Source organism: Bdellovibrio sp. BCCA, assembly GCF_037996825.1.
In the GTDB taxonomy this organism is placed as follows: domain Bacteria; phylum Bdellovibrionota; class Bdellovibrionia; order Bdellovibrionales; family Bdellovibrionaceae; genus Bdellovibrio.
In genome coordinates, this window is the sequence record NZ_JBBNAC010000001.1 from 3,780,136 (window position 1) to 3,804,024 (window position 23,889).

Sequence of the window (23,889 nt, forward strand, 5' to 3'; positions counted from 1 at the left end):
TTAAACTCCTCACAAAGATGCGATGTAGATGATAAGCGCTGTTAAAATAGTGTTTCCCAACGCCCATGGAAGAAGTGTCTTCCAACCAAAATCCATCAGCTGATCGTAACGGAAACGTGGAAGAGTCCAACGAACCCAGATGAACACCCAAAGGAAGAATGCAAACTTGATGTTAAACACCAAGAAGTGAATCAGAGCGACCAAAGCACTTGCCCATGAAGGCGAAGAAGTCACAGATGCTGCCCACTCTTGAACTTGCGCTACAGAAACATAAGGAATGCTGTAACCACCAAAGAAGAACAAAGCCATCAAGCCCGATGCAATCATCATGTGACCGTATTCACCGATGAAGAACATGTTGAACTTAAAGCCGCCGTACTCTGTGTGGAAACCGGCAACAAGCTCAGACTCACCCTCTGCCAAGTCGAATGGCAAACGGTTGGATTCTGCGAATGTCGTTGTAAAGAACAACAAAGCTGCAAGAGGTTGATAGAAGATACCCCAGTTCGGGATGTACGGAGAAGAAACCGTGTAACCCATGAACGAAAAAGTCAAAGGACCTTGTTGAGCTATCGTCATCGCTGTCAAATCAAACGTTCCGTAAAGCATGATCACGCCAACGATTGAAAGACCCAGCGCCAACTCGTAAGAGATCGTTTGCGCTGAAGCGCGAAGAGCACCCATCAAAGAATACTTATTTCCTGATCCCCAACCCGCCATCAACAATGTGTAAGCAGCCAAAGAAGAAACACCCAAGATGAAAACGATACCAACACCGATATCGTAACCTTGAACTAGGAAAGAGTATGGACCCCAAGTCGTGCCGAACATTTCAAACGTGCCCACTTGAATTGGTGTCGACATTGGAATTGCAGAGAAAGCCACCGCACCTGGAATCAACGCAAACACCGGAGCTGCGTAGTACAACAATGGTTTTGCTGTATCAGGAACGAAGTTTTCTTTCGTCAAGAATTTCACCGCATCGGCCAAAAGCTGCATTAAACCCAAAGGTCCAACGCGGTTTGGTCCCAAACGATTTTGGATGAAGGCAGATCCACGACGCTCAAGCCATACAAGAATAGGAACTGCTTGAACCATCATCAAAAAGATGATGACAAGTTTTAAACCGTTAACGGTTATCTCGAAAATATCTTTACCCATGCCCATTGATCTAGTCCCATTCCAATGCTTTTGATTTTACTTCCCAGAAAAGTCCGAAGATGAAGACCGCGATGAAAACCATCATCGAGATAAACACAAACGCACCCGCACCCGTGGAGATAAATTCGCGGAAAGAAATTGCCCACGGATACATGAAGATGATCTCAATATCGAAAAGAATGAAAAGAATGGCAGTGAGGTAATACTTCACTGATACTTTTGTATCTTTCTTATCAAGAGCAGGAATACCGCACTCGTACGGTTCGTATTTGATGGGATGATAGATGGCTTTGCCGCCAGTTTTGCTTGCAACCCACAGTAAAAAAGCTCCAAAAAGAGCAATGAAAATGACGATGAATATGACTCCACCGAGTGGCACTAGACCCTCCAAAGTTGTCGTTATTATTTGGATTTCAATTAGTTATATATGCGTCGTCACTGAAATCCAAGAAATATGAATGGAAACAAGGCGATAAGCGTGGCAAGATCATTCCACTTCATGAAAGCGGAAATGACTCACACAAGGCTTGAAACCATCCTGGAAAGAGCCTTTGAAACAACTCGCGGAAAGATTCAAGTGACCGGAGCTTCTTCTCCGCTCGCGCTTGCTTACTTTTTGTCGCAGACTTACTCTAAAAAAATCAACAGCTTGCCGCACTTAGTTATTGTTGGAAGTCTGCAAGATGCGAACAAACTTCAGCAGTTGATTGAGTTCTTCGACCCATCTCGTCAAGCACATATTCTGCCTCCTTTTGATGTTTCTCCTTACTCGGGTCTTTATCCAAACTCGAGAGTTGCTTCGGATCGAATTCAATTTCTCGCGAAAGCTCAGTCGGCCAAAGCCGGAGAAATCTTCATATCTCCTTCTGACGCGCTGATGCAGAAAACCTTGCCGATGAAAATCCTGAAGGATTATTCGCGAACATTGAAGCCCGCTGACGAACTTCCAGAAGACATCGCGGAGTTTTTAAATTCTCTTGGTTATGTGTCAGCTCCGATGGTGGAGGATAAAGGTCAGTACGCCTTGCGCGGAGGAATCGTCGATATTTTTCCGCCGACGGAAGATCAGCCGGTGCGTCTGGATTTGTTCGGTGATCAGATTGAATCCATTCGTTACTTTAGTATTTCAGATCAACGAAGCACGGATGAGTTGACCTCATTTGTATTAACTCCTGCGCGCGAGATTCTTTTCCGCGATGAAAATCACGAAAGACTTTTACAGCGAGTTCGTGAAACTTTAGAAGGTCGCCCTGTTGATAAAGCGGACGCTGAAGAGATGCTTCGTTCTTTGGTTTTAAAAAATTCATTTCCTGGAATTGAATTTTTGCTTCCGTATTTTTACGGCGAGCTTTCAAGTCCTGCTGATCATTTTTCGGGAGCCGTGAATTTATGGTTCCTAGATCCGGTTGAAATTTCCCGGTGCGCGGATGAAACGTGGGCTGAGTTTAAAGCAGATCTTGCGACAAGCGAAACTCACGTTATTCGCCCTGATTTAGATTTACTCTATTCGCCATTTGAGAAGCTTTCTTTTCCACAAAACTCTCGCCAAATTTATTTTTCGTCTTTGGAATATCTGGAAGAGGAAAGTTCTGAAAATGCACAAGTTGAGTACCGCACATTCCTCACTCAGGATTTTACGAATTTAAGCCTTACAAATCCTGTGGGTTCTGAATTGTGGTTGCAGGCTGCAACGAACAAACTTCACAAGTGGAAAGACGACGGCTACAGAATTTTTATCGGAACTAAAAATCAATCACACATTGAAAGATTGAAACTTGTTTTCGATAAACTGGGGTTGAAAGTCGCGCGCCCTGCGGAAGATGAATACCGTTGGGATTCTTGGCTGATGGAGCAAGATGGCGATCCGCATTTAGTTCACGTCATTCCTCATTATCTTTCTGAAAGCCTTCGTCTGGATGAAGAGAAAGTTATTTTTCTTCGCGACGAAGACTTCTATGGAAAAAAACAGCGCTCGCGTGAATCTTCAGGTGCTCAAGACTTTCAAAAACAAGCAAAGCGATTAGCCTTCGGTGACTTAAAACCTGGGGATCTCGTTGCTCACGTCAAACATGGCGTGGGTCAGTACGAGGGACTTAAGATCATGAACATCGGTGGTGTTGAGTCTGAATACATTCAGGTTGGCTATAAAGATAAAGATAAACTTTATCTACCCGTTTATCGCGTGGGACAGCTTCAAAAATTTTCGGGAGCTGCCACCACAACTATTCTTGATAAACTTGGCGGCACGGCTTGGGAAAAAACCAAAGCTAAAGTCAAAGCCCACGTTCGTGATATCGCGGCCGATCTTCTGGCGCTTTATGCAAAGCGCGCCGAGATGCACAGACCCCCGTTTGTTTTTAAAGAAGAAGAGATTCAACTTTTTGAAAACAGTTTCCCTTACGAAGAAACTGAAGATCAAATGCGCGCGATCAATGATATTTTGTCGGATCTTAAATCGACAAAACCTATGGATCGTTTGGTTTGTGGTGACGTGGGTTTCGGAAAAACTGAGGTGGCGATGCGTGCAGCGTTCTTTGCCGTTCAGGCAAAAAAACAAGTCGCCCTTCTTGCTCCGACAACCGTTTTAACTTTCCAGCACTTTGAAACTTTGAAAAAACGTTTTGAAGGTTGGCCTGTTGATATTCGTGTCTTAAACCGTTTTGTCACTCCGTCTGAAGTGAAAAAGACTCTGCAAGATCTTAAAGACGGAAAAGTCGATATCATCGTCGGCACTCATAAACTTTTAGGCTCTTCAATTCAGTATAAAGATTTAGGTCTTTTGATTGTCGACGAAGAACAAAAGTTCGGAGTTACTCATAAAGAGAAAATTAAAAAGCTTAAAACAAGCGTTGATACGCTGACTTTATCTGCGACACCCATTCCAAGAACTTTAAACATGGCTCTTGTGGGAATTCGAGATTTGAGTCTTATCAATACGGCTCCCGTCGATCGTCTTCCAACAAGAACTTTCGTTACGAAGTTTGATGAAGAAACAATTCGTAAAGCGATCACGGCTGAAATTTCTCGCGGTGGACAAGTTTACTTTATCCACAATCGTATTGAGTCCATTTATGGATTGGTCGATGAGATTCGCAGTATCGTTCCCGAAGCCCGCATCCGTGTCGGTCACGGGCAAATGGAAGAACATGAACTCGAAAAAACTATGCTCGCGTTCTTCCATCACGAAATTGACGTTCTAGTTTGTACAGCCATTGTAGAATCCGGAATGGATGTCCCTCGTGCAAATACCATGTTCATTGATTCTGCTCACATGTTTGGACTTTCACAGCTTTATCAATTGCGGGGACGCGTGGGTCGAAGCAAGACTCGCGCATATTGCTATTTGATGATGCCAAGAAGTCGCAAGCTCGACAAAGAACAACAAGAGCGTTTGAAGATCATTCAAGAAAACACAGCACTGGGTAGCGGAATTAAAATTGCTCAATACGATCTTGAACTTCGCGGTGCCGGAAATATTCTAGGTGAAGAACAATCAGGTCATATCAACTCTGTTGGTTATGAATTGTACATGGATCTTCTCAACGAAGCTTTAGCGGAAGCTAAGGGTGAAAAAGTAGAAGACATGGATCTCGATCCGGAAATCAACTTAAGAATCCCTGCGATGATTCCTGATAGCTACATCGCCGATATTCGTATTCGTTTAAGTTATTACAAAGCTTTGGCAGATATCACCTCGGCAGATGACTTAGATCGTATCGAAGAAGAGTTGCGCGATCAGTTCGGTCCAATTCCAGAACCAACTGTGAACTTGATGGGACTCATGCTCATCCGTCGCCAGTGTAAAGAACTCGGTGTCCGCGACATCAGCGCCGGAGTAAAATCCATCTCGTTGATCTTTACAGAAAAAACAAAATTAAAACCAGAAACTGTGATTCAACTGGCAGTTCGTGAAAGCAAAAAATACTCTCTTACACCAGACAATCGCCTAAACATCAAACTCAGCAACATCACCTGGTCGGCAGTCCACGATGAGCTAGAACAACTCCTGAAACTTATCTAAAAGGTGCCTGCTTCTTTTTTCTGGCTACACCGCAATACAAAAAGGTACGGCGTACCTTCTAGAACTCTAAGCGAAGGCCTGCGCCGTACAGGAAATCTGTCTCTGTATTGGGATCGTCTTCCGCACTTGTTTTAGCGTATTGAGTGGCGTAGACGTCGATGAAAGTATTCTCAAGGCCCCAATTGAACGTTGTGTTTTTAGCCGTGTCGTAATCGAGCCAATCTAACTGGAGTAAGAATCCAATCGTGTAGTTGTAACCCATTTGGGTCGTAGCGGAAAAAGAATCTGTCGGTGACGACTCTGAAATTCCCATTTGCCAGAAATTAATTCCTACATAGGGAGCGACATACGGTTCGTTAAAAAGCATGTCCATAGTGTATTTCAGTCCAACACCGTATTTGGTTATATCTAGTGTGCGATCACTGCCACTGACATTATCCGAAATACTTCCTTTACCGAAATCCACGCCCAATGCCAGTGAGCCCAGCATGAAGTTGTATTTGTAGTCCAAACTCAAATGAATAAGAGGAACAGGGTCTGTTCCAAAAAGCTCTTCATAAGATTTGTTATCTAAAGTGGAGATATAGTTTTTTAGATCAAGGCCTTCATAGTCGAGACCGAAATATATTCCGTGATCTTCCCTGCGCTCTTTATAGGGAGCCAAATTATCCTGACGAACTTGAACTTCGACAAGAGGTGTTTGCTCTGGCGGAACAGCCACCATGCCCTCTGTGTCTTCGTCTTGCGCAAAAGCGCACGAGCAACACAGGCTCACTAAAACAATACAAACTTTTGATTTAAGACTTTGGTGCAATTTCATGCTGTCTCTCAAATCTCGTCTACCCCGCAAAGGGCCGAATGATATTCTACCAATATGAGCAATTATATCAGGGAAATTCTTAAGATTTTGAGCATAACTCTCCTGATATTTGTTTTTCCCCACCTTGTGCTAGCTGCCCCGACCAACCTCCCGCAAATTATCGACCAAAAAATTGCCAACATGACCTTGGAAGAAAAAGTCGGACAACTTTTTATCGTGGGCTTTCCCCAAAAGAACATCTCGCCTGACTTAGAAAAATTTATTGCTGACTACAAGCCTGGTTCTTTTTTGTTGTTTAAAAGAAATATTTCTTCTGGTGAGCAGATCCGTGACCTGAACCTTGCGCTTTACCGTACGAGCTATAAGCACACAAAACTTCCACCATTGATTGCCATCGATCAAGAAGGCGGCTCGGTCTCTCGTCTTCCTATTACGCCAGCTCCGCCGAATGCTTTAGCATTGGGGCAAACGCAGTCGCCGCTTCTCGCAGAAGAAATGGGTTATCAAACAGGTCTTTTTTTGCGCGAAGTAGGCTTTAACATGAATCTCGCACCCGTGTTGGATGTCACAGATCCTCTGGGCACAAGTTTTATTGGTGTTAGATCTTTCGGTGCAGATCCTCATTTGGTTGGAGAGCTTGGTGTTGCATATTCAAAGGGACTTCTCAAAGCCCGCGTGATTCCTACAGCAAAACATTTTCCAGGAACTGGAAACTTAAAAGCCGATCCACATGTCAGTGTTGTTCAAAACACCTCATCACTTGAATCACTGAAAGCAAAAGATTTAAAACCTTACGAAGCATATTCTTCATTGGGAGACCGCGTGGCCGTGATGCTTTCCCACTTGATCTATCCCGCGCTAGATCATACTCGCGAGCCTGCGAGTTTTTCCAAAAAGATATCCACAGAACTTTTACGTGGAGAATTAAAATACAAAGGCCTTGTCGTCACTGATGACTTACAAATGCAGGGATCAAAACAACTTCTAAGACCGGAAGTGGCGGCCCTGCGCGCTCTTCAGGCTGGAGCCGATATCGTGATGCTCACGTGGTCTTTTGCCGATCAGGGAAGAGCCTTTGAATTTGTAAAAAGCGCCGTACAAAAAGGCGAGCTTTCACAAAGTGAATTGAATCAAAAGCTTCACCGCATTCTTACTGTAAAAGCTTTCGCCAATCTTTATCGCCGCGATCCAAAACAGCTGTCTCTTTTGCAAGGTCCAAGACTCACATCAAAAGATTACAGTGAACTTGAATCCAATATTTTAGATCAAAACTTAAAAACAAATCTTTTGCCAAAATCTCTTCCTGGGAAGGAAACGAAAAAGCGTAAACCCTCTTCAATCAGTCGTGTTTGTGTCGCAGCTCCTTCAAAAGCTTTCATCGATTCATTTAAAAAATCTTCGAATAAACACGTCGATGCGAAATTACTGACAGGCACTTTCGACAAAGGACAAGTTCAAGAATGGATGCGTGAGAAAAATTGCACTCTCACCGTTGCCGCCATCACAGGTCCAAAAACAGCGGCACTGCTAAGATCCCTACCTGCTCAAGAAAAGAAGAATTTAATCGTCGTAAACTTAGGTGCTCCTCGTTTGATGCCTCAACAAAAAGGCTATCTACGAGTGATTCAGTTGTATTTCAATCATGCCGATTCAGGAAAAAAGATCGCCCAACATCTTGAAGAAATCCTCAACGACTCTTCCAATTCTTACGCTTTTCTTCAATAGATTATAAAAATAAAAAGGCCCTCTTTACAGAGAGCCTTTTCAATATTTTTTAAATGGATCTAAGAATTACTTCTTAGCTTGGCCTTCAGCCACATCGAGTTTCGCTCTTGCACGAGCCCACTCGCGTTGGAATTCTGTCCAATCTTCATCAGTGATAAGCTCATTCATGATGCGCTTTTCAGAAGCAGCCAAGAATTCTTTCGTAGCTTGGATATCAATTTCCTCTGGAAGATCTGCGATGTTCGCAAGAACGTTCACGCCTTCAGGGCTCACTTGGCAATAACCCCAGCTGATAACAGCCGTGTCTTGCTTTTCTTTACCCTTTAGTTTCCATTTCATAACGCCTGTTTCAAGCGTTGTGATCAATGGAGCGTGACCAGGAAGAATGTTGAGTTCTCCTTTGAAGCCAGGAACAGTTACTTCTTCAACCTCTTGGTTGACGAGTAAACGTCTTTCTGGAGTCACGATAGTCAGTTTAAACATACGCTAACCTCTCAAAGCTACGGCAATTAAGCCTGTAGCTTCTTAGCTTTCTCGATAACGTCTTCGATAGTTCCAACAAGGTAGAACGCTTGCTCAGGAAGAGCATCGTGTTTACCGTCAAGGATCTCGCGGAAACCTTTAACAGTGTCTTTGATATCAACGTATTTACCTTGCAAGCCAGTGAACTGCTCAGCAACGAAGAACGGTTGAGACAAGAAACGTTGGATTTTACGAGAACGAGATACAACAAGTTTATCGTCTTCAGACAACTCGTCCATACCCAAGATCGCGATGATATCTTGAAGCTCACGGTAACGTTGCAACAAGGCTTGAACGTCACGAGCGCACTTATAGTGCTCTTCACCGATAACTTGAGGGTCAAGCAAACGAGAAGTTGAAGTCAACGGGTGAACCGCAGGGAAGATCGCCATAGCAGCGATATCACGGTCAAGGTTCGTCGTTGCATCCAAGTGAGTAAATGTAGTTGCTGGAGCTGGATCCGTATAGTCATCCGCTGGTACGTAAACCGCTTGAACGGAAGTGATAGAACCCTTCTTGGTAGAAGTGATACGCTCTTGCAAAGCACCCATTTCAGTCGCCAAGTTTGGTTGGTAACCAACGGCAGATGGGATACGGCCAAGAAGTGCAGACACTTCGGCACCCGCTTGAGTAAAGCGGAAGATGTTATCAACGAAGAAAAGAACGTCTTGGTTTTCTACGTCACGGAAGTATTCCGCAACTGTCAAACCAGTCAAAGCAACACGCGCACGTGCTCCAGGAGGTTCATTCATCTGACCGAACACAAGCGCAGTTTTAGAGATAACGCCTGATTCTTTCATTTCACGCCACAAATCGTTTCCTTCACGAGTACGTTCACCAACGCCCGCGAATACAGAGAAACCACCGTGCTCAGTCGCGATGTTACGGATCAATTCTTGGATAAGAACCGTTTTACCAACACCCGCACCACCGAACAAACCGATCTTACCACCCTTTGCGTAAGGAGCTAAAAGGTCAACGACTTTGATACCAGTCATCAACATCGCTGCAGAAGTTGCTTGGTCTTCGAATTTCGGAGCGGATCTATGAATGCCCCAGTGTTCTTTTGCGTTTACTGGGCCCATTTCGTCGATCGGTTCACCGATAACGTTGATGATACGGCCCAAAGCTTCACGGCCTACAGGAGCTGTGATCATGTTGCCGGTCGCTTTTACTTTTTCACCACGAACCAAACCTTCAGTTTGGTCCATCGCGATAGTGCGAACAACGCTGTCACCCAAGTGTTGAGCAACTTCTAGAACAAGATTCATTTCAGCGTCAGAGATAAATTTATTAGTTACACGAAGAGCAGAGTTGATCGCAGGAAGTTCTCCGCCTTCGAACTCTACGTCCACTACGGGACCAGTTACTTGTTTTACTTTACCGAATGCCATTATTCAGCTCCCCTATTTAAGCGCTTCAGCGCCAGATACGATTTCAGTCAATTCTGTAGTAATTTTTTCTTGTCTCAATTTGTTGTACGTCAACGTGAGCTTATTGATCATGTCACGCGCATTGTTTGTCGCGTTCTCCATCGCGCTCATACGAGCACCATGTTCACCGGCAACAGACTCAGACATACATCTGTAAACTTGAAGATCGAAATGCTTTTCAAGAAGTTCTTTGATGATCTTCTCTGGAGCCGGTTCGAAAATCATGTCGACAGCAAATTCATTCGCTTTCTCATTTTCAGTTTTGAAAGTCGTCAAGCCGATATCGATTGGCAAGATTGTTTCGCAAACTACAGTTTGAGAAATCGCGGAATTGAATTGGTTATGAACAATACGAACTTCGTCGTAATTGCCCTCAAGGTAATCTTCCATCACGCGGTTAGCGACTTTCGAAGCCAACTCGTAAGAGATATCCTTATCAAGCTTCGTGATGTAATCCACGGCTTTGATATCTCTCTTCGCAAAGTAGTCATGACCTTTACGACCGATAAAGATGAAGTCGATTTTCTCGAGCTTCGCTTTATTTTCTTTAATATAGTTTTCAGTGAATTTGTTGATATTGCTGTTGAAAGCGCCGCAAAGACCGCGATCAGAAGTGATAACAACAAGCAAAACATTCTTTACTTGTTCTTTCTTCTCCATCAACGGATGCGACACTTTGTTTGTCACAGCGATATCCGCAATCACCTTACGCAAAGTCAAAGCGTAAGGACGCATATTCACAATTTGATTTTGCGCCTTACGTAACTTTGCAGCAGACACAAGCTTCATAGCTTTTGTGATCTGCTGGGTGTTTTTAGTGGACTCAATTCGAGCCCGGATATCCTTTAAGCTAGCCATTTAGCACCAAATTACTTCTTAGTAGAAGGTTGGAATACAGCTTTAAACTCTTCAAGAGCCGCCAAAAGCGCCTTTTTAGTATCGTCAGCAATCGCTTTTTTCTCAGAAATAGTTTTAAGAATTTCAGAGTGCTTGTTCTTCAAGAACTCGATCATTTCTTTTTCGTATTTCTTAACGTCTGTCTCTGGGTAAGCATCAACAAAACCGTTAGAAGCTGCGAAGATCATCGCAATTTGCTCTTCAACTTTTACTGGAGAGTATTGACCTTGTTTAAGAACTTCAACCAAACGACGACCACGCGCCAATTGTTGTTGAGTTGCTTTATCCAAGTCAGAAGCAAACGCTGCGAAAGCTTCCATCGCACGGAACTGAGCAAGTTCAAGCTTCATTGAACCGGCAACTTGTTTCATCGCTTTGATTTGAGCCGCACCACCTACGCGCGATACTGATTTACCCACAGAGATCGCTGGACGGATACCTTTATAGAACAAGTCTGATTCAAGGAAGATCTGACCGTCAGTGATAGAGATCACGTTTGTAGGGATGTAAGCAGAGATGTCACCCGCTTGAGTCTCGATGATTGGAAGAGCAGTCAATGAACCGCCACCTTTATCCGCAGACAATTTAGATGCACGCTCTAGCAAACGGCTGTGAAGATAGAATACGTCCCCTGGATACGCTTCACGTCCTGGAGGACGGCGAAGAAGCAAGGAAACTTGACGGTAAGCTTGAGCTTGTTTCGTCAAATCATCGTAAACGATCAATGCGTGTCTGCCAGTATCACGGAAGTATTCAGCCATTGCTGTTCCAGAGTAAGCAGCCAAGAATTGAAGTGGAGCTGGGTCAGATGCATTCGCTGCGATAACAGTTGTGTACTCAAGAGCACCAGCTGCACGCAATTTTTCAACCACAAGAGCCACAGTCGATTGTTTTTGACCGATAGCTACGTAGAAGCAATGAACGCCTTGACCTTTTTGATTGATGATAGTGTCAACCGCGATAGCAGTTTTACCAGTTTGACGGTCACCAATGATCAACTCACGTTGTCCGCGGCCGATTGGCACAAGAGCGTCGATCGCTTTGATACCTGTTTGAAGAGGTTCTTCAACTGGATGACGGTAAACGATACCAGGAGCTTTCAATTCAACGACGCGGCTGTGAGGTGTGTTGATAGCACCACGACCGTCGATTGCATTTCCAAGAGCGTCAACTACGCGACCAAGAAGAGCTTCACCAACTGGAACTTGAACGATTTTCTTTGTTCTCTTAACAGTGTCGCCTTCTTTAATGTGACGGTCTTCACCGAAGATAACCACGCCCACGTGACCTTCTTCAAGGTTCAATACCATTCCGAATACTTCGCCTGGGAACTCAACGAGCTCACCCGCCATTGCATTTTCAAGACCGTAAATACGGGCAACACCGTCCCCTACGGAAAGAACGCTACCTGTTTCGCTTACTTCAATCTTTTTGTTGTATTGATTGATTTGTTCTTTGAGAACACGACTGATTTCGTCAGCACGAATTTGTGTTTCCATTGTTAGTTGGCTCTCCTGTTTAATTCTTCATTTAACTTTTTCAAATGCGTATCGATGCTGTCATCGAAAGTCCATCCACCCACTTGAGCAACAACGCCGCCCAAAAGTTTCGGATCTTGTTCGTAAGTCAATACGATCTTCTTGTTCAAAACCTTATTGATCTTTTGTTCGATCTCTTTTTGCGCATCAGCTGACAGAGGCTGAGCAGAGCGAACCACTCCACGAGTTACACCTTCTTCAAGATCCAAAAGATCTCTGAAAGCAAGAGCAACTTGATCGAGGATTTCCAAACGACCTTTTTCACCTAGAAGAACCAATGTATTGATAACTTCTTCAGAAACTCCTTTGCCAGACAAAGCCGCTTTAACCGCAGCTACTTTTTGGTCCGGAGAAATCATTGGATTAGCAAAATAATTTCTTACAGCGGCATCTTCAGTGAAACCTTTTGCAAGTGTTTGCAATTCTGCAAACGCTTTAGCGTGGATGCCTTTTTGTTTTGTTACAGCGAGAAGGGCCTTCGCGTATCTTTTAGAAACTTCACTTACCATGGCCTACACTCCCACGTTGTTTACGAAATCTTTTTGAAGTTTTTGTTGATCAGCAGAGCCAAGATCTTTCGTCATCACGATGCGAGCGGCTTCCATTGAGTCTTTCAAAAGTTGCGCGCGAAGTTCTTTTTGCGCACGTTGAACTTCAAGCTTTGCCGTCAATTCAGCATCTTCACGAATACGTTTTGTCACGTCTTGAGCTTCGTCCAAGATTTGTTTTTTCATGTCTTCTGCGTGGGCGTGAGCTTTCTTCAAAGCTTCTTCACGAGTGGCATCGAGATTAGAAATCTTTTGCTTGATATCGACGAATTCTTTCTCTGCTTGCTCACGAGCAAACGCAGATTTTTGAGCTGCTTCAAGATAAGCTGCTTTTCTTCCAGAGAAGAAAGTCACGATGCTGTCTTTTGTGAAGTACACAAGACCCACAACAAGAATCGTCACGTTGATCAATTGATATAGAACAACTTTAGGAACACCTGCTTCACCGTGTGCAGCACCATGCTCACCACCTGCCGCCATCACAAGCGCAGGAGCCAAGATAATAAATAGATTCAAAAGCAACTTCATGTCTTACTCTCTTATTTTAACAACTTAGTTGTGATCGCCATTGCGACTGCATTTGTTTGAGATTTCAAATCAGCAGATGCTGCTTGAACTGCAGAAGTGATTTTTGTGCGATTGTCTTGAACAAGTTTCTCTGCCTCAGTGCGAGCCTTAGAAACCATAGTTTCATAGTCTTTGTTGGCTTGAGATTTTGCAGCATCAACAACCGTTTTAATTTGGCTGTTGAGTTCACGAGTTTTAACCTCGTATTCGCTGTGCAACTCTACGGATTTATTTTGATATTCAAGAGCGAGGTCTTCGCCCCCTTTAGTTCTTCTTTGTCTCTCATCGAGTGCATGCGCATACGGAGCGAATACAACTTTGCTCAAAAAGATCAAAGCGATAGCAAATAGTACGAACTGAAAGGCTGCGGTGGTATTAATACCTAATTGTCCAAAAATGTCCATTTAGTTGAAATCCCTACTAGTTTTTGAGCTTCGGATTTACCTGCTGGGCAATGGACGGTCAAGGCGAATTTCTAGTTGATAATGTTGCTGCCTAAGACTTAGGCATGTAGGACGCACCCTCGAAGACAACCCCTTCATCAATACGTAAACTAGGAGATGTTACTGTGCCTTTAAACACAGCGGGTGGGTGCATGATAACTCTGCGGCGGGCAAAGAGATTTCCCTCCACCCGGCCGGAAATAACAATAGTATCGGCTTCAATTTGGGCTGTCACAGACGCGCCCTCGTTGATCACGATGGTATCTTTAGTAAAGATTTCTCCCTTAAAGTCCCCGCCGATTTGCACGGTGCCTTCGAAGCTGAGCTTTCCTTCGAAATGCGTTCCCTGGTCAAGAATCGCTGTTACGTGACCAGAGAGGAGATCTTCTTGTAATGAGGGAGGAAATGCTACTGCCATCCTTCTTTAAGCCTATCTACTAAATTTGTAAGTTCGTCGTCAGAATAGAAATGAATACTGATTTTACCCTTTGAATTGGAATAATCAATGTTCACTTTGGTGCCGAGCATTTTTTGAAGCTCATCGCTTAGACCTGAGATCAGGCGCTGAGTGACATTGGAGTCAAAGCCTGCCGCTTCTTCCTCTTTATCCTCGTGACCTTTTACAACGGCCTGCACCATTTTTTCGAGTTTACGAACTGCGATCTTTTCGTTGATCACTTTTTTCGCAAATTCGATTTGTTTCTTCGGTTCAGGTAAAGCCAAAAGAACTTTCGCGTGACCGACGGACAATTCATTTCCAGAAATCATTTCTTTGATTTCGTTTGGCAAAGAAAGAAGACGAACGGCATTCGCTACCGTCGCACGGTCCTTACCTACTTTTTCAGCCACTTGTTGTTGCGACAATTTGAATTCAGAAATAAGGCGTGAATAACCCTCCGCCTCTTCAATGGGATTCAAATCTTCACGTTGAATATTCTCAACAATCGCAAGTTCCAACGCTTGTTTGTCATCGTAACTCTTAAGGATAACCGGAACTTCATGAAGGCCCGCAAGTTGAGCTGCTCTCCAACGGCGTTCACCGGCTACGATTTCTAATTTTCCAGAAGTCGTACGGCGAGCCACGATCGGCTGAAGAATTCCGTTCTCTTTAATAGACTGAGCCAGCTCTTGTAGAGGCTCTTTATCAAATTGACGGCGCGGCTGATATTGGCCCGGAGAAAGTTTATCGATTCCTACTTTCCAGATTTTGCTCTCAGGATCTACGGGAGGGGCGACGGGTGTCGCTTGTTGAGAGCTCGCTGAAACAGTAGGAGCCGACGCTGTATTAACATTATTATTAGTTGCCGCTTGGGAAGGAGCTTTGGTAGGAATTTCCGTCGGAGCTGGTCCACCTAAAAGCGAACCCAATCCACGGCCAAGACCTTTCTTTTTGTTCGAAGATTCAACAGCAAAATCAGACATTTACTTCCCCTTCATAAGCGCTTTGTTGTGTCTGCGGAGCCGCTTCAGTCGTTGTTTTTTGCTCTGAACGAGCGACAACTTCTTTTGCTAGCTCCAAGTATCTAACCGCGCCAACGGATTTGCTGTCGTATTCGAGGATGGATTGACCGTGGCTTGGTGCCTCACTGAGGCGTACGTTTCTTGGAATGATGGCGTTAAAAACTTTATCGCCAAAATGATTTTTAATCTCAGTCACTACTTGGTGGCTGAGGTTGTTACGAACGTCAAACATAGTAAGAACGATTCCTTCAATGTGTAATTGAGGATTCAAATTCTTCTTGATGAGCCCTGCTGTGTTGAGTAGCTGACTCAAACCTTCAAGGGCATAGTATTCACATTGAAGAGGCACAAGGAAGCTGTCTGCCGCATTCAATGCATTCAAAGTCAGAAGACCTAAAGACGGAGGACAATCAATCAATACGAAATCATATTGATCAGCCACTGTTGCAATCGCTTGCTTAAGGCGATATTCACGCTGCGGCATATCAACAAGCTCAATCTCTGCACCAACAAGGTCAGGATTCGCCGTTGAGATTTTCAGATTTGGATTTGCTGTATTTTGAGTAGCCTCGGTCAATGTTTTTTCGCCGATGAGTACGTGGTAGCTATTCGAATCTTGGCTTTCATATCTTTTGATACCCAAGCCGCTGGAAGCGTTACCTTGAGGATCCATATCGATCAAAAGAACTCTTTTCCCGAGAGTAGCCAGCGCTGAGGAGAGGTTTACAGACGTCGTTGTCTTACCAACACCACCTTTTTGGTTAGCTATGCAGATCGTTTTTGCCATTTTTCCTCCTTGAGTTTCAAAAATCTGCCTTTTTCGAAAAACTTGCAAGAATAAAGACCAGTTTTTCGCGCCACACCTTATGTTTTTCGCTCATTTTGCCGATGTTCCACGTGGAACAACTATGTTTAGAAGACTACTCAGCGTAACCATCATTCTATTCGCACTCACTGCATGCAATAAGCCCGATCCACATCCGGAGCTCAAAGATCCTATATATTCTGATCTTACTGCCTCGCTTGCAGCGACATCTTCTGCTTTGGAGAATGAAAAGAAAACTCTCGCGGGTCACGAGCAAGCTTTGAAAGATGTTGTTCCCCAAACAGGACAAATCAAATACGCACAAAAGCGTGTCGATGAATCCAGAGATAAAATCACTCGCCTTGAGCAAGAAAAACAATATCTGGAATTGAAAATTGAAGCCCGCAAGAAACTATCGAAGAAATCCTATATGCAGGCTTTCAAAAAGGGCGAAACCTGGCCTGATCCCAAAGAGTGGGAGTCCTATCAGACAGAAAAGAAGCTTAGAAATGCAAAAAGAACCTGGGATGTTAAAGAACGTCTGAAAGAAACAGGTTTTGGGCAAGAAAAAACCCCCGCACCGTCGGCCGGGGGCCATGAATGATGTTCCACGTGGAACATTAGGCAATTTTGTCTGTTTTCACTACCGCAAACTTCACAGCACCCACTGGAAGTTTATATTCTCCCACGAGCGAGGGGCTCCAGATAGAACAAAGCTGTGTTGGAATTTCTCCCACCTCAATACCCCACTCTTCCCCTTTTAGATGATAGAAAACACCACCTTTAGCGACAGTTTTGCGTGCAAGCATAATAGCTTTTGAAATTGAAGCCAGTCCCCGAGCCATGACGAATTTCATAGATCCGTCTGGAAAAGCATCGGCATTTTTATTTTCGACCGTCACATTCTTAAGATCTAGAATCCCTGCCATATGACGGAGGAACTCGCACTTCTTTTGATCGACCTCAACAAGGACCACTTGCACTTGCGGGTAAAGGACAGCAAACACCAGGCCCGGAAAACCGTTACCACTTCCAAGATCGTAGATCTTGTCCATGCCGGGATTGGATTTATAAATTGTACGAGATGCTAAGATAGAATCCGCAAAGTGAAGAGCATCAGCCACAAAAACTGTTTTTGGTGTGATGAGATTCACCGTACGATTAAATTTAATCAAATCTTCGTGATAGGTCTTAAGTCGAGTTTTGACCTCAGGACTTAGATCCGGGAACCACTCATCAATGCGGTAAAATATTATCGGCGCTTCCTGTTCCTTGTTGTCCTTCAAGCCCCATCTCCTTGATTTTTTTATGACCTTTAAGATGGATCATTATAGCCTGAATTGCAGAAGGATTAACACCACTGATGCGTTGAGCTTGGCTTAAGGTACGTGGCTTAACGCGTTGCAGCTTATCTCGCTCTTCATTAGAGAGGCCTCTGATATCTGCATAGATAAGATCTTCCGGAAGCACCATTTCTTCCAATCTTTTGGATTGATTGATGAGTTCCATCTGTCTTTTCACGTAGCCTGAATACTTCACTTCAATTTCGACAGGTTCATTGATGTTTGGATCGGCATCAACGGCGAATTTAAACATCTCTAAGTGCGAACAAGAAATTTCAGGTCGGCGCAGCAACTCTTCGAATGTTAACGACTTTGTTAGTTCTGGAGTCGGAATTGTTGCGAGCAACTCCTGCACATCTTTAGTTGGATAAATCTTCTCTGTGCGCAGTCTTTCAAGCAAGTTTTTACGTTTTGCCTGAAGGTTCGCAAGAATTTCCATTGAAGCTTCAGAAACAATACCAATTCTTTGTGCGATAGCACCTAACCTGTCGATAGTATTATCTTCTCGCAAAACCAAACGGTGTTCTGCACGAGACGTGAACATGCGATACGGTTCACGAGTTCCTTTTGTCACAAGATCATCGATCAACACACCAATATAGGCTTCATCGCGACCCAAGATAAATTCGTCACGACCCAAAATACTGTGAGCGGCATTTACTCCGGCAACAAAACCTTGAGCGGCCGCTTCTTCATAACCAGAAGTTCCGTTGATTTGTCCAGCCAAGAAAAGCTGACGGATCGTGCGAGTTTCTAAGCGATGCCAGATTTGTGTCGGCTCGATATAGTCATACTCAACCGCATAACCGTAACGAACGACTTTCACGTTCTCAAGACCTGGAATCGTTTTTAGAAATTGATCCTGAACTTCTTCCGGAAGACTTGTCGAAATCCCCTGAAGATAAATCAAGTCTGTGCTGAGACCTTCAGGTTCTAAGAAAGTTTGATGACTTGTTTTATCAGCAAAGCGAGTGATCTTATCTTCGATCGAAGGACAATAACGAGGACCCGTGCCTTCGATGATTCCGCAAAACATTGGAGATTTATCTAAGTTGTTGCGAATAATCTCATGCGTTTCTTCTGAAGTGCGAGTGAGATAGCAAAGAACTTGCGGAAGTTTTAATTTCTCAGAGGAACGATAGCTAAAAGGATAAACTTTTTCATCGCCACCTTGAGGAATCGTCTTTGACCAATCAATGCTGTCTTTATGAAGACGCGCCGGAGTTCCCGTTTTAAGTCTTTTTACTTCAAAACCAAATTGCGCCAATTGATCTGACAAACCGATAGAAGGTTTATCACCGACACGGCCACCCGCCTCTTGGCGAAGACCGATATGCATCACTCCGTTCATGAAGGTTCCCGTAGTGATGATTGTCGCTTTTGCGAAAATTTCTGAACCATCTTGAAGAACCACACCCACGCACAAATCTTTTTCTAGGATCAGACGTTTTACTTCGCCTTCTAGTATATCGAGATTTGGTTGGTTCTTAAGAGCGTCCGTTTGAAATTGCGAATAAAGATGTTTATCGTTTTGCACGCGAGTTCCGCGAACTGCGGGACCCTTAGAAGAATTTAAACGTTTATACTGAATGCAAGTTTCATCGGCGGCGATACCCATTTGACCGCCAAGCACATCGATCTCACGAACCATGTGACCCTTAGCAAGTCCACCGATAGACGGGTTACAACTCATGTAAGCAATACGACTGATGTTTGAAGTCACCATCAAAGTTTGAAGACCCAGGCGAGCGGAAGCCAAACAAGCTTCAACGCCTGCATGTCCTGCCCCGACGACAATCACATCATACTTTTTTGTGTTCATATTACTTCCCGATACAAAACTCTTTAAAAACACGATCCATGATTTGATCATCGAATCGTTTGCCCAAAGTTTCTTGGATAGCGATCAAGGCTTCTTTGAATTCAATGGCTAAGAATTCTTCGCCCAATCCATCTTCCACGACTGACTTTGAACGGCGTGTGTTCTCAAGAGCTCGCGTAAGGTTTTCAAGATGACGAGAGTTGGAAATAAGAACGGTGTTTTCCAACTGCAAATCGCCGAATTCCTTCACTAGATCTTCAAGGACACGAGAACGCACCTTTTTATCAAGAGCGCTCACAAAGAACACTCTTCTTTTGCGGAAGCTCTCTAAGTCCCCGATTTTTTGGAAAAATTTACTGTTTTGTAAAGCCTCTTCGACAGCGAAAACCTCAGGAGTCTGAGCTAAACGATCTGTTTTATTGGCCAATATATACGTTTTCTGCGGGTCTAATCCGTCTAAAATCGCGATTTCTTCTGCTGAAAGACCTTTTTCCACGTCAAAAACGAAGAAAACAAAGTCTGATTCCCCAGTCGCCTCACGGCTTTTTTGGATTCCGATTTTTTCAACTAGATCTGACACGGATTCACGAAGACCTGCTGTATCTAAGAATGTGAACTTCACACCTTTAAAGCTTGTATCCCCGTGAATCACATCGCGAGTGGTTCCAGGAATGTCTGTAACGATGGCTCTTTCATCTTCTAGAAAAAGATTTAGAAGACTGGATTTACCCACATTTGGAAGACCCGTCAAAACTACGCGAAAACCGTCTTTCAAAAGGCGGCCCACTTTAAAAGTGCCTACCAATTCTTCCAGGCTTTTTTCGATTTTATCGAGACGATTTAAAACGATGTCGTTTTCAACAACCTTGATTCCTTCAGTTGAAAAATCAATACCGGCTTCAGCGTGCGCCAAAATCCAAGTCATATCATTTTCAATATCTTCAAGTTTTTGAGAGACGGAACCTTTCAGCTGGCGAAGAGCGAGTTTAGCCGCTTGCTGACTTTGGCTTTCAATCAATGAAAGAACACTTTCAGCTTGAACCAAATCTAACTTTCCATTCATGAACGCACGATAAGTAAATTCACCGCGATCGGCGGGACGCGCTCCTAATTGAACAAGCTGATGCAAAATACTCTGACAAATCACCGGACTTCCGTGACAAGAAATCTCGATGACTTCTTCTCCGGTAAAAGATTTTCCGTGTTTAAAGTACGTTGCTAAAACTTCGTCAATTTCATCGTGCGACGAAAGATCTTTCAGAGATCCAAAGTACGCTCTATGAGATTCAGGATGTTCAGGCAAAAATTTGCAGATTTGAGAAACGAAAGAGAGAGTTTTTGGACCACTCACTCTGATAACAGAGATTCCACCCACTCCGTGAGGAGTGGAGACCGCACAAATAGTGTCTTGATCACGATCTCCACGATACATAGTAACTTTCCTTATTATCGGCTTCGCACAGCAGCTCTGGTAATCGAGCTATTGTGGCCATCCTGTGCGGCCTTTCTGCCGCCCTTCCTGGGCGTCAGAGCAAAGCATATCCTTTTTTCAAGATATGCCCGTTGTTTTTAGTCGTTCGACATAGTCTCTTCGGAAGAGTTTCCTTGAGCTTGTCCTTTTGCTGGATAAATTTTGATCTTTTTGTAAAGGCCATCACCTAGTGAGCGGCTTTTTACGCGTGGATCTTTTGCCAAATATTGATGAACAACTTTGCGATCTTTTGGAGGCAAAGCGCGGTAGTACACAGACTTACCTTGTTCGATGCAAATTGCTTTTAGGTTTTCTGCGCGCTCAATCAAAGCATTTGCAGATTCATCACGGTAACCACCGCAATCCACCGTGACGTTTGTTTTGTCATCTGGGAAGTTGTGTTGGATAACGCGTTTAAGGAAAAGTTGGAAAGCATCCAACATTTGACCTTTTTTATCTTTCAAGATCTCTTCGTCAGAACCGTTGAACTCAACAGCCAAAGTCGCACTTCCGTCTTCTTCTTTCTCAGTTTTGATATCGAAAGTAAGATCGAATTGCGCTTTCTCGATGATCCCCTCTAAGGTCTTTTGAACAAGTGCTTCTACTTCGCTATTAGCACCCTTGCTTTTCCCCCCGAAAAGCTTACTGAAAAAACCCATGTTACCTCCTAGGTATTAAAAATTAAATCAAACTCTGGAGACTTTTATAAAACCGGAACTAGTCCAGCTTGCGCACCACAGGCGCTCCAGCATCCTGCGCTCACGCGCGCACTGCCCGCGTGCGCGGCTTAAGCCTTCGCTGCCTTTACTGGCACAGACGGCTTTCTTTCTCTCATGATCAAGTATTGTTGAATGATACCGAACAAAGTGCTCACAACCATGTAAAGTGTAAGACCTGATGGCAATTGCAACATGAACAATGAGAAGACCACTGGCAAGAACGCCATGATTTTTGCTTGAGTAGGATCCATTGTTGATGGAGTGATCTTTTGTTGGATGAACATGAAGACCGCCATCAAGATCGGCAATACATAGAATGGATCGTGCGCACTTAGATCGTGGATCCAACCCGCAAATGGCGAGTTGTAAAGCTCGATACTAGAACCGATCACACGGTACAACGCAAAGAATACCGGAATTTGAAGCAACATCGGAAGGCAACCACCAACAGGGTTTGCTCCGTTTTGTTTCATCACGGCCATTATCTCTTGATTCAAACGCATTGGATCGTCTTTGTACTTTTCACGCAAAGACTGAATGATTGGTTGAACCCTCTGCATCGCTTTCATTGACTTGAAAGACATGATGTTAAAAGGAAGAACGCAAAGACGAACAAGAAGAGTCAACATGATGATTGCAAGACCCCAGTTACCCACAACAGAGTGGCAGGCCTTCATCACGTACAACAATGGTCTTGCGATAAATCCGAAGAAACCAAAGTCGATGATGTTCGCAAGTTCAGGGTCTACAGATTTCAAAGCATCGATAGATTTAGGACCCGCATAGAAAACTTCAGAGAAATTCATCTCTGGTTTTACTTGCACAGGTTTATAAACCAACTCAGCCAAAGCTGTTTTGTCATTCACAGAAGAAGCCACTTTAACGTCAGGAATAATATCTGATTTATCAAGAATCGCCGCTGCGAAATATTGAGAACTTACAGAAAGAATAGAGGTCGAAGTGAAATCTTTAGAAACGTTTTCTTTAGCGCCGCTAAAGTTCACAGTTTCGTGCTTTCCACCATTGTGAATCACGAAGAAATCTTGGTGTTCATAAGAAGGAAAGAAAATAGAAGAAGAACCTTTAACGTGGATCTTTTCTGGAATCATCAAAGAGAAACCTTTTTTAAATTCCTCTGTTGGATTCGTTACAGTCACAGTGTTTGTGAAAGAAGAATTTTCCGCGTTGAATTTTAATTCTCTTTTTACAACTGTCTCACCAACTTGAGCCGTTCCAACAAAGTGACCTGGAGCTTGCTCAGTCACATTGAAAAGAAGAGGTTTAACATCCCCTGCCCAACGCATTTCAAAAAGACCATCAACATCGGAAGCGCCAAGCTTGATGTTGTTCTTTTCTTTATCTTGGTAGTTATTCACGGTGAAGTTTTTAAGACCCATTCCGCGATTTGTAAGAGTGAAAGAAACTTTATCGTTAGAGAAATTGAAACTTTGTTCTTGAGCGGCAGGAGCCGTAGCGACGTCAGAAGATTTTGTCTCGATGGGACTTGAAGCAGCTGCAGGGTTTGCAGCATCTGACGCTGGTGTTGTTTGAGTTTGCGCGTCTTTTGGTTTGTTGTAGTTAGGATATTTTTTTCCTAAGTACGTTTGCCATCCGAAATAAATAAGAGCGACCGCGGCCACAGCAATGATTGTTTTCGGATCAAAGAAGGATGGGTTGTCATTCTTTTGTTGCATCGATTTTCCCTCCAGGGACCGGATCGTAACCATAAGGCCCGCCCGGACGACATTTGCATACTCTTTTGGTGATTAACCACAGAGCTTTATGTGTGTGATGAGTTTTGATAGCTTCAACAGCGTAGGCAGAACAACTGGGTTCAAAGCGACAAGAACCACCCAAATGAGTAGTCCCCAAGGTTCGGTAAGCCGCTACGAAAAACATAAGAACAGTCTTAAATGTTTTTTCGTAGAACTTCCAAACCCCGATCCAAAGCTTTGACAAATTCCTCATGCGCGAGGCCTTTGTAAAAGTTGGCATCCATAGGTTTAAAGATGATGTTGATGTCGGCTTCAATAGTTTTTCCCGCTACTAGAGAAGCCCTAAAATATTCTCGCGCCCAACGTTTCAATTTGTTTCGAACAACAGCAGAGCCGATTTTACGACTTGCAGTTACTCCAAAACGCAACTGACCTACAGAGTTCTTCTGATAATTCAGAAGCAACCATTTTGTAGGCCAATATCTTTTTCCCGTTTGTTTTAGAGAGAGAAATTCAGAGCTTCGCTTAATTACGTGTGGAGAACTATTTTCCACCTGTAGAAACCGTCAAACGCTTTCTTCCTTTAGCGCGACGACGATTAAGAACTTCTTGGCCAGCTTTTGTAGCCATACGAGCGCGGAAACCGTGTGTAGTTTTACGACGTTTATTTGATGGTTGGTATGTACGTTTCATTACTCTTCTCCCCGGAATATTTTTACGACGCTAAATGACGTCAGTGACACCTATATATGTATCCCCACAAAGTTGTTCACAACTAGATACGTGGGGCACTAATAAAGCACGTTGCGGCAAGAAGGTCAACTGTTGAAAACTTCAGCTCCCCTTGTTAAGAGGACCCTGCACTTGAGGGGAATCTG

General features: G+C 43.8%; 24 protein-coding genes. 3 read left to right on the forward strand and 21 right to left on the reverse strand.

The features are described from left to right. Positions 1-9 precede the first annotated feature (9 nt). Positions 10-1,161, reverse strand: a complete 1,152-nt coding sequence (locus tag AAAA78_RS18340) for a complex I subunit 1/NuoH family protein (protein WP_340593590.1) — start codon at positions 1,159-1,161, stop codon at positions 10-12. A 10-nt stretch (positions 1,162-1,171) separates the two neighbouring features. After that, complete coding sequence (locus AAAA78_RS18345; RefSeq protein WP_340593592.1) at positions 1,172-1,540, reverse strand: NADH-quinone oxidoreductase subunit A; 369 nt, start codon at positions 1,538-1,540, stop codon at positions 1,172-1,174. A 99-nt stretch (positions 1,541-1,639) separates the two neighbouring features. Between AAAA78_RS18345 and mfd the strand changes: the two genes are divergently transcribed. Beyond that, positions 1,640-5,182 carry a transcription-repair coupling factor gene (gene mfd / locus AAAA78_RS18350; protein ID WP_340593594.1) on the forward strand — a complete coding sequence of 1,181 codons (3,543 nt, stop codon included), beginning with the start codon at positions 1,640-1,642 and terminating at the stop codon, positions 5,180-5,182. Positions 5,183-5,240: 58 nt separating this feature from the next. On the opposite strand, the gene AAAA78_RS18355 is transcribed toward mfd, so the two are convergent. Beyond that, positions 5,241-6,002 (reverse strand): hypothetical protein, encoded by a 762-nt coding sequence (locus AAAA78_RS18355; RefSeq protein WP_340593595.1) that lies wholly within the window; start codon positions 6,000-6,002, stop codon positions 5,241-5,243. 180 nt (positions 6,003-6,182) lie between these two features. On the opposite strand from AAAA78_RS18355, the gene AAAA78_RS18360 reads away from it, so the two are divergent. Continuing rightward, on the forward strand, positions 6,183-7,727 hold the full coding sequence (locus AAAA78_RS18360) for a glycoside hydrolase family 3 protein (protein ID WP_340593597.1): 1,545 nt from the start codon (positions 6,183-6,185) through the stop codon (positions 7,725-7,727). Positions 7,728-7,793: 66 nt separating this feature from the next. Here the strand turns inward: AAAA78_RS18360 and atpC are convergent, their stop codons facing one another. The 10 genes from atpC to AAAA78_RS18410 all read right to left on the reverse strand — a co-directional run bounded on the left by atpC (position 7,794) and on the right by AAAA78_RS18410 (position 15,923). Next, positions 7,794-8,210, reverse strand: a complete 417-nt coding sequence (gene atpC / locus AAAA78_RS18365) for an ATP synthase F1 subunit epsilon (protein ID WP_295904287.1) — start codon at positions 8,208-8,210, stop codon at positions 7,794-7,796. A gap of 26 nt (positions 8,211-8,236) precedes the next feature. Continuing rightward, complete coding sequence (atpD, locus tag AAAA78_RS18370; protein WP_295904289.1) at positions 8,237-9,643, reverse strand: F0F1 ATP synthase subunit beta; 1,407 nt, start codon at positions 9,641-9,643, stop codon at positions 8,237-8,239. Between the two features lie 12 nt (positions 9,644-9,655). Continuing rightward, positions 9,656-10,540, reverse strand: a complete 885-nt coding sequence (atpG, locus tag AAAA78_RS18375; protein WP_340593598.1) for an ATP synthase F1 subunit gamma — start codon at positions 10,538-10,540, stop codon at positions 9,656-9,658. 11 nt (positions 10,541-10,551) lie between these two features. Continuing rightward, positions 10,552-12,078 (reverse strand): F0F1 ATP synthase subunit alpha, encoded by a 1,527-nt coding sequence (gene atpA / locus AAAA78_RS18380; RefSeq protein WP_295901213.1) that lies wholly within the window; start codon positions 12,076-12,078, stop codon positions 10,552-10,554. Between the two features lie 2 nt (positions 12,079-12,080). Further along, positions 12,081-12,626 carry an ATP synthase F1 subunit delta gene (gene atpH, locus AAAA78_RS18385; RefSeq protein ID WP_340593600.1) on the reverse strand — a complete coding sequence of 182 codons (546 nt, stop codon included), beginning with the start codon at positions 12,624-12,626 and terminating at the stop codon, positions 12,081-12,083. A 3-nt stretch (positions 12,627-12,629) separates the two neighbouring features. Further along, positions 12,630-13,193, reverse strand: coding sequence for an ATP synthase F0 subunit B (locus AAAA78_RS18390; protein ID WP_340593602.1), 564 nt, complete (start codon positions 13,191-13,193; stop codon positions 12,630-12,632). Positions 13,194-13,204: 11 nt separating this feature from the next. Then, positions 13,205-13,636 carry an ATP synthase F0 subunit B gene (locus tag AAAA78_RS18395; protein WP_340593604.1) on the reverse strand — a complete coding sequence of 144 codons (432 nt, stop codon included), beginning with the start codon at positions 13,634-13,636 and terminating at the stop codon, positions 13,205-13,207. Positions 13,637-13,727: 91 nt separating this feature from the next. Then, the gene (locus AAAA78_RS18400) at positions 13,728-14,093 is read right to left on the reverse strand and encodes a bactofilin family protein (protein ID WP_295901217.1); all 366 of its coding nucleotides are present in this window, start codon (positions 14,091-14,093) and stop codon (positions 13,728-13,730) included. Further along, complete coding sequence (locus tag AAAA78_RS18405) at positions 14,084-15,097, reverse strand: ParB/RepB/Spo0J family partition protein (RefSeq protein ID WP_340593606.1); 1,014 nt, start codon at positions 15,095-15,097, stop codon at positions 14,084-14,086. Before AAAA78_RS18405 ends, AAAA78_RS18400 begins: the two co-directional genes overlap by 10 nt. Continuing rightward, entirely contained in the window at positions 15,090-15,923 is an 834-nt protein-coding gene (locus AAAA78_RS18410) for a ParA family protein (protein WP_340593607.1), read from the reverse strand. Before AAAA78_RS18410 ends, AAAA78_RS18405 begins: the two co-directional genes overlap by 8 nt. A 121-nt stretch (positions 15,924-16,044) precedes the next feature. On the opposite strand from AAAA78_RS18410, the gene AAAA78_RS18415 reads away from it, so the two are divergent. Beyond that, positions 16,045-16,545: a hypothetical protein gene (locus tag AAAA78_RS18415; protein ID WP_340593608.1), complete on the forward strand. Its 501-nt coding sequence runs from the start codon at positions 16,045-16,047 to the stop codon at positions 16,543-16,545. A gap of 16 nt (positions 16,546-16,561) precedes the next feature. On the opposite strand, the gene rsmG is transcribed toward AAAA78_RS18415, so the two are convergent. The 8 genes from rsmG to rpmH all read right to left on the reverse strand — a co-directional run bounded on the left by rsmG (position 16,562) and on the right by rpmH (position 23,704). Then, the gene (gene rsmG, locus AAAA78_RS18420) at positions 16,562-17,227 is read right to left on the reverse strand and encodes a 16S rRNA (guanine(527)-N(7))-methyltransferase RsmG (protein ID WP_340593609.1); all 666 of its coding nucleotides are present in this window, start codon (positions 17,225-17,227) and stop codon (positions 16,562-16,564) included. After that, positions 17,178-19,106 (reverse strand): tRNA uridine-5-carboxymethylaminomethyl(34) synthesis enzyme MnmG, encoded by a 1,929-nt coding sequence (gene mnmG, locus AAAA78_RS18425; protein WP_340593611.1) that lies wholly within the window; start codon positions 19,104-19,106, stop codon positions 17,178-17,180. The genes rsmG and mnmG overlap by 50 nt, the downstream gene beginning before the upstream one ends. A gap of 1 nt (position 19,107) precedes the next feature. Beyond that, complete coding sequence (gene mnmE, locus AAAA78_RS18430; RefSeq protein ID WP_340593612.1) at positions 19,108-20,538, reverse strand: tRNA uridine-5-carboxymethylaminomethyl(34) synthesis GTPase MnmE; 1,431 nt, start codon at positions 20,536-20,538, stop codon at positions 19,108-19,110. 137 nt (positions 20,539-20,675) lie between these two features. Continuing rightward, the gene (locus tag AAAA78_RS18435) at positions 20,676-21,236 is read right to left on the reverse strand and encodes a Jag family protein (protein WP_340593613.1); all 561 of its coding nucleotides are present in this window, start codon (positions 21,234-21,236) and stop codon (positions 20,676-20,678) included. Positions 21,237-21,364: 128 nt separating this feature from the next. Next, positions 21,365-22,990: a membrane protein insertase YidC gene (yidC, locus tag AAAA78_RS18440; RefSeq protein WP_340593615.1), complete on the reverse strand. Its 1,626-nt coding sequence runs from the start codon at positions 22,988-22,990 to the stop codon at positions 21,365-21,367. Then, the gene (yidD, locus tag AAAA78_RS18445; RefSeq protein WP_340593616.1) at positions 22,974-23,195 is read right to left on the reverse strand and encodes a membrane protein insertion efficiency factor YidD; all 222 of its coding nucleotides are present in this window, start codon (positions 23,193-23,195) and stop codon (positions 22,974-22,976) included. The genes yidC and yidD overlap by 17 nt, the downstream gene beginning before the upstream one ends. A 10-nt stretch (positions 23,196-23,205) precedes the next feature. Next, entirely contained in the window at positions 23,206-23,565 is a 360-nt protein-coding gene (gene rnpA, locus AAAA78_RS18450) for a ribonuclease P protein component (protein WP_340593617.1), read from the reverse strand. After that, positions 23,555-23,704, reverse strand: coding sequence for a 50S ribosomal protein L34 (gene rpmH / locus AAAA78_RS18455; protein WP_011166211.1), 150 nt, complete (start codon positions 23,702-23,704; stop codon positions 23,555-23,557). Before rpmH ends, rnpA begins: the two co-directional genes overlap by 11 nt. Between the last annotated feature and the right edge of the window lie 185 nt (positions 23,705-23,889).

Bases quoted from the DNA above. Each gene is read 5' to 3' on its own strand.
- AAAA78_RS18340 (WP_340593590.1), bottom strand. From the start codon at position 1,161: ATGGGTAAAGATATTTTCGAGATAACCGTTAACGGTTTAAAACTTGTC.
- AAAA78_RS18355 (WP_340593595.1), bottom strand. From the start codon at position 6,002: ATGAAATTGCACCAAAGTCTTAAATCAAAAGTTTGTATTGTTTTAGTG.
- AAAA78_RS18360 (WP_340593597.1), top strand. From the start codon at position 6,183: ATGACCTTGGAAGAAAAAGTCGGACAACTTTTTATCGTGGGCTTTCCC.
- atpC (WP_295904287.1), bottom strand. From the start codon at position 8,210: ATGTTTAAACTGACTATCGTGACTCCAGAAAGACGTTTACTCGTCAAC.
- atpD (WP_295904289.1), bottom strand. From the start codon at position 9,643: ATGGCATTCGGTAAAGTAAAACAAGTAACTGGTCCCGTAGTGGACGTA.
- atpG (WP_340593598.1), bottom strand. From the start codon at position 10,540: ATGGCTAGCTTAAAGGATATCCGGGCTCGAATTGAGTCCACTAAAAAC.
- atpA (WP_295901213.1), bottom strand. From the start codon at position 12,078: ATGGAAACACAAATTCGTGCTGACGAAATCAGTCGTGTTCTCAAAGAA.
- atpH (WP_340593600.1), bottom strand. From the start codon at position 12,626: ATGGTAAGTGAAGTTTCTAAAAGATACGCGAAGGCCCTTCTCGCTGTA.
- AAAA78_RS18390 (WP_340593602.1), bottom strand. From the start codon at position 13,193: ATGAAGTTGCTTTTGAATCTATTTATTATCTTGGCTCCTGCGCTTGTG.
- AAAA78_RS18395 (WP_340593604.1), bottom strand. From the start codon at position 13,636: ATGGACATTTTTGGACAATTAGGTATTAATACCACCGCAGCCTTTCAG.
- AAAA78_RS18400 (WP_295901217.1), bottom strand. From the start codon at position 14,093: ATGGCAGTAGCATTTCCTCCCTCATTACAAGAAGATCTCCTCTCTGGT.
- AAAA78_RS18405 (WP_340593606.1), bottom strand. From the start codon at position 15,097: ATGTCTGATTTTGCTGTTGAATCTTCGAACAAAAAGAAAGGTCTTGGC.
- AAAA78_RS18410 (WP_340593607.1), bottom strand. From the start codon at position 15,923: ATGGCAAAAACGATCTGCATAGCTAACCAAAAAGGTGGTGTTGGTAAG.
- AAAA78_RS18415 (WP_340593608.1), top strand. From the start codon at position 16,045: ATGTTTAGAAGACTACTCAGCGTAACCATCATTCTATTCGCACTCACT.
- mnmG (WP_340593611.1), bottom strand. From the start codon at position 19,106: ATGAACACAAAAAAGTATGATGTGATTGTCGTCGGGGCAGGACATGCA.
- mnmE (WP_340593612.1), bottom strand. From the start codon at position 20,538: ATGTATCGTGGAGATCGTGATCAAGACACTATTTGTGCGGTCTCCACT.
- AAAA78_RS18435 (WP_340593613.1), bottom strand. From the start codon at position 21,236: ATGGGTTTTTTCAGTAAGCTTTTCGGGGGGAAAAGCAAGGGTGCTAAT.
- yidC (WP_340593615.1), bottom strand. From the start codon at position 22,990: ATGCAACAAAAGAATGACAACCCATCCTTCTTTGATCCGAAAACAATC.
- yidD (WP_340593616.1), bottom strand. From the start codon at position 23,195: ATGTTTTTCGTAGCGGCTTACCGAACCTTGGGGACTACTCATTTGGGT.
- rpmH (WP_011166211.1), bottom strand. From the start codon at position 23,704: ATGAAACGTACATACCAACCATCAAATAAACGTCGTAAAACTACACAC.